Annotated in this window: 3 protein-coding genes; 2 read left to right on the forward strand and 1 reads right to left on the reverse strand. The window is 58.9% G+C overall.

Features of this window, described 5'->3' with window-relative positions; translation table 11 throughout:
- Positions 1–868 (forward strand): DUF3987 domain-containing protein (locus tag WAW39_RS22645; protein WP_422321433.1); only part of this gene is annotated, 868 nt, incomplete at its 5' end.
- Between the two features lie 460 nt (positions 869–1,328).
- Here WAW39_RS22645 and WAW39_RS22650 read toward each other — a convergent pair.
- Positions 1,329–1,634 (reverse strand): hypothetical protein, encoded by a 306-nt coding sequence (locus WAW39_RS22650; RefSeq protein ID WP_422321434.1) that lies wholly within the window; start codon positions 1,632–1,634, stop codon positions 1,329–1,331.
- Positions 1,635–2,056: 422 nt separating this feature from the next.
- Here WAW39_RS22650 and WAW39_RS22655 point away from each other — a divergent pair, with 422 nt between their 5' ends.
- Entirely contained in the window at positions 2,057–4,936 is a 2,880-nt protein-coding gene (locus WAW39_RS22655) for a COR domain-containing protein (RefSeq protein ID WP_422321435.1), read from the forward strand.
- Positions 4,937–5,057 lie beyond the last annotated feature (121 nt).

The raw sequence follows: 5,057 nt of genomic DNA on the forward strand, positions 1-5,057 counted from the left end.
GGCCTGGAGCGGCAAGGAAGGCTTCACCTTTGACCGCATTGGTCGTGGCCGCAGGCACATTGAATCCTGCGCCGTGAGCCTGCTCGGCAGCATCCAGCCCGGCGTCATTGCCAGCCATGTGCGTGCGGCCAATGGCCACACCGCAGGTGCCGATGGCTTCCTGCAGCGCTTCTCGCTCATGGTCTGGCCGGACGTGAGCAAGCACTGGGAAGACATCGACCGCCCGCTGGACTCCGAGGCCGAGTGGGAGGCCACCGATGTGTTTCACACCTTCGAAAACATCACCACCGCGCAGCTCACGCAAAAGGGCCTCAAAACAGGTCGCGATGGCATCCCCACCTACCGCTTTGCGCCCGAGGCTCAGGAGCTCTTCGGCACCTGGCGGCACGATCTGGAGCACCGCCTGCGCAGCGGCACGCTGGCACCCGCCATGGAGGCGCACCTGGGCAAGTACCGCAAGCTCGTGCCCGCGCTCGCCCTGCTCATCCACGCAGCAGAGATCCCCGGCGGAGACGTCAGCCTCTCCGCCCTGCAACGCGCCCTCTCCTGGGCCCGCTACCTGGAAAGCCACGCCGCCCGCGTCTTCGCCTCCGGCGCCGTGGCGGAGAGCACCGCCGTGCATACGTTGCTCAAAAAGCTGTGCGATGGGACGGCGGGGCTGCCGAGTGAGTTTAGAGTACGCGATGTGCGCAATAAGGGCTGGAGCGGCCTCACCCTTACCGAGGATGCGGAATGCGCCTGCGAGCTTCTGGCGGAGCATCGCTGGCTCATCGCCACCGTGAAACCGTCCGGTTCTCAAGGCGGCCGTCCTACCACAACCTACCATCTCAATCCGCAGGCAAAAAACGCCGCAAGTCCGGCCAGATGAACCAGCGAAACCCGCAAAACCGGTTTTGGGGGTTTTGCTGGTTTTGCTGGTGCTTTTAAAAAGGAGGAGATGTTTTGAAAACGGGGGGAATGGGATGGCAGGCCAGGTGATAATCCCTCCTGGTGATTGGGTTATGCAAAAGATGCTCAGGCAGAGCCGCAGGCTCCTCTGGAGTACGACAGACACTCCTGTCTGTCGATCAGCGGCACCGCAAACACTCCAAGCTCACGCTGAATGCCAAAAGGATCTGTGGCAGTAACAACCGGTCAAAGCGGCACATCATGCCCGCCTGGGCAACTCACCCTTCGGCGGAGTCCTGGCACCGTTGTTCGATGACATTCACCCAATTGATGACGAGGGAGCCAGTGTGAGCGCTGGCCGACAGGCAGGAGTGCCTATCGTACTTCCATGCAGCGTCTCCGCCTGCACACCTGTGTGGCCAGTGTGCCAATGGGTCATGTCATCCTTTGAAGAAAAAAGAAACCACCAGCGCCAGCCCTGCCATGAGCGTGATATAAACCACGGCATCGAATGGCTGATGAAGGTAGCCAAGGCCATCCGTAGGCACACGCGTGCTAAACCTGAGATCAGGTTTGATCCACACGGCCAGCCTGCCTACGAGCAGCGCCGTGAAGATGGCGACAGCCCACGCCAGAAGGAGTGCCAGGAACCCATGCATACCAAAGTGATGCGCCAATGCCAGAACACCGGCAAAGGCCCCTGCCGCACTTGCGTACCAGAAAGTGGGTAGAACCAAGGTTTTCATCTGCACTGGCCTACAATGCTCCTTCTATGAATCAGGTGCAAAAGGTATGCTCTGCCAGGAGGAGCACTTCCTTTCCAATCCAGAGCCCTTCTCGCGGCCCCACATTCTTGGAATCCCCACCCTCATCAAGACTCTGGCAGCCACCCGCCGCACCCGCACAAAAACATCTCCCCCTTTTTAAAAGCACCAGCAAAACCAACAAAACCCTCAAAACCCCGGTTTCGTTGGTTTTGCTGGTTTCGCTGGTTCATGAAAAGAGGATGAAATGGTTGGGAAGCGTGAAACTGAAACCGCAGCCGCAGCTTCCCTGCTGGCCGGTGCACCAGATCATGGCAAGCCGTGGCAACGGCCCACACCCCAGCCCCTCCGCCCTTCCACTTTCTCCAGACTCGACATCCGGCCTGAGCCATTCACCTTCTGGCATGCCGAGACCGAAGATGACACCCGAAGCCCAGGAAGCCTATGACGAGGCGATAAGGAGGATTGAGGAATGGAAGCTGAAGGGCGATAGGAAAATGTTCCTAGATTTGAGCGGCATCGGCCTGACCATGCTGCCGCCGGAAATCGGCCAGCTCACCGCGCTCAGGTATCTTTACCTCTTTAACAACCAGTTAAGCACACTGCCATCGGAAATCGGCCAGCTCACCGCGCTCACGAATCTTTACCTTTCCAACAACCAGCTAAGCACGCTGCCACCGGAAATCGGCAAGCTCACCACGCTCACGAGTCTTCGCCTCCACCATAACCAGCTCAGCACTCTGCCGCCGGAGATAGGTAAGCTCACCACACTTAGCGATTTCCCCCTTCATGACAACCAGCTCAGCATCCTACCGCCAGAAATCGGCCAGCTCCATGGTCTAGCGGCACTCTTCCTTCAAAACAATCTGCTCTGTACGCTGCCATCAGAGATCGGGCATCTCTCTCGGCTCACAAATCTTCACCTCCAAAACAATCAGCTCCGCGCGCTGCCATCGGAGATCGGGCAGCTCTCTATGCTCGCGGAACTTTACCTTCAAAACAATCAGCTCCGCACACTGCCATCAGAGATTGGACAACTCTCTACTCTCACTCATCTTTACTTACACGATAATCAACTCAGCACTCTGCCATCGAAGATCAGCCAGCTCACCGCACTCACGCAGCTTGATCTCGAAAATAACCAACTAAGCACCCTGCCGCCAGAAGTCGGGCAGCTCATGCGGCTGAAAGGACTATATCTTCATGGCAATCCTGGTCTGAGACTGTCGAACAACGTGCTTGGACCAACATGGGCAAAAGTTGCTTCAGATAATGTCAAGCCAATCAACCCCAAGGAAATCCTCGACTACTACTTCTCCCAGCGCACGGCTACCGCCCGCCCTCTCAATGAAGTGAAAATGATGCTGGTTGGGCGTGGTGGTGCGGGAAAGACGAGTCTGGTGGAGCGGCTGATGCGCGACACCTTTGACAAGCAGCAGGAGTCCACCACGGGCATCGCTCTGCAGGACTGGAAGCTGCCTTGTCCGGGTGGAGATGAAGTGACGGTGCATGTGTGGGATTTTGCCGGGCAGGTGATTGCGCATGCGACGCATCAATTTTTCCTCAGCGCACGCAGTGTGTATGTATTGGTTCTCACCGCACGGGAGGACAGCCAGCGGGAGGATGCGGAGTATTGGCTGCGACTGATCCGCGCTTTTGGTAGCGAGGACGGTGTAACCTCTAAGGTGCTCGTGGTCCTGAACAAATCGGCCACAGCGCCAGTGAGGTTAGACCGCGAGGCGCTGCGGGAGAAGTATCCCTTCATCGTTGGCTTCAAGGAGACGGACTGCGAAGCCGGCCGCGGCATCGCGGAACTGAAGGCGAAGCTGGAGGAGATCATCGGCAGCGATGCTGGCGTTCGTGAGAAAACCGGTGCGGACTATTTCCTAGTTAAAGAGGCGTTGCGGAAACACTGGAAGGAGCAGCAGACGAACCACCTCGACTACTCAGTCTTTGAAAAGGTATGCGCCGCCGTGGGTGTGACGGACAAGGAGCGTCAGCGGATCATGGCGCGCAATCTGCACCGCCTGGGTCTGGCGCTGAACTATGGCGATGATGAACGCCTGCGAGATACCACAGTGCTGAATCCTCATTGGGTCACGGACGGCATCTACCTTCTTCTGCGTGAAGCACCGAATAAACGTGCCGTATTGTCCCTCGAAGCGGCATGTCGCACCTTACCGCAGGAGGAAGAGCGCCGGGTCATGTTCCTCATCCGCCTGATGCAGAATTACGACCTAGCATTTCCGCTAAAAGAGGACGAGGAAAACCTTTGGCTGGTGCCGCAAGCTCTGGCGGACTCCCAGCCCGCGCTGGCCCCGGAATGGCAGGGCGAGGCCACTCGTCTGCGCTGGACGTATGCAGCACTGCCAGAAGGACTGGTGCCACGCTTCATCACCCGCACGCATACGCTGAGCGAAGGATTGGCGCGCTGGCTGAACGGCACGCTGCTGGAGCTGGGGCAGGCCCGCGCCGTGGTGCGTGCTGATGTGACAGACCGCTGTATCACCGCCACGATTCTGGGACCGGAGGTGGACCGCCAGCGTCTCGCGGGTACGATTCAAACGGAGATGCGCTCATTGAATGCGGAGATTCGTGGTCTGGATCCGCTGGAGGAACTGCAACTGCAACGCGCCCCGGAAGTGTGGATGCCGGTGACGGGACTGGAGAAGGCGGAGAAGAAGGGCCGTCCTGAAATGGACATGCTGACGCCGCAAGGGATTGTAGAGATCAATGCCACCGCTGAGAACAACCGCCTGACCGTGCAGGATGCCCGCACGGACGTGTGGAAGCCGCGTGTGTTCATCAGCTACTCCCACCACGATGACGCTGCGAAGGATCAGCTCGTGCTCAAGCTCAAGGTGCTGCAAACCGCCGGTCTGGTGGAGTACTGGCTGGATCGGGATCTCACGGCAGGGGAGGAGTGGAACCGTGGCATCACGGAGCAACTGGAGGAAATGGATGTCTTTGTGCTGCTGGTGAGCGATCACTCCCTGACCTCCGACTACATCAACCGCGTGGAGATTACCCGCGCTCTGAAACGCCGCGAGGAGGGCACTGCTGAAGTGGTGCCGGTGATCCTGCATCGCTGTCAGTGGAAGGCCAGCGGCCGACTGAATCATCTGATCGCATTGCCCAAGGACGCCAAGCCCATCAAGGACCATCGCCCGCAAGCGCTGGGTTGGTATGATGTTTCCGAAGGCCTGCTGCGCGTGCTGGAAAAGCTGAAGAAGAAGCACGCGGGCGAGCACCGCTCCAGCGAACGGGAACGCGGGATGAGGTGAGGTGCGGCCGGGTCGTAGGACAGTCGTGGCGACAGCCCGCCCGTCCATCAGCGTACGGCTGGCTCCATGGCGTACGAACGTCCTGGCAGTCGGGCGGTTTGGCGGAGTGGTTTTTGCGTGT

It is taken from the genome of Prosthecobacter sp., assembly GCF_049294395.1.
Taxonomy (GTDB): domain Bacteria; phylum Verrucomicrobiota; class Verrucomicrobiia; order Verrucomicrobiales; family Verrucomicrobiaceae; genus Prosthecobacter.

Bases quoted from the DNA above. Each gene is read 5' to 3' on its own strand.
- WAW39_RS22650 (WP_422321434.1), bottom strand. From the start codon at position 1,634: ATGAAAACCTTGGTTCTACCCACTTTCTGGTACGCAAGTGCGGCAGGG.
- WAW39_RS22655 (WP_422321435.1), top strand. From the start codon at position 2,057: ATGCCGAGACCGAAGATGACACCCGAAGCCCAGGAAGCCTATGACGAG.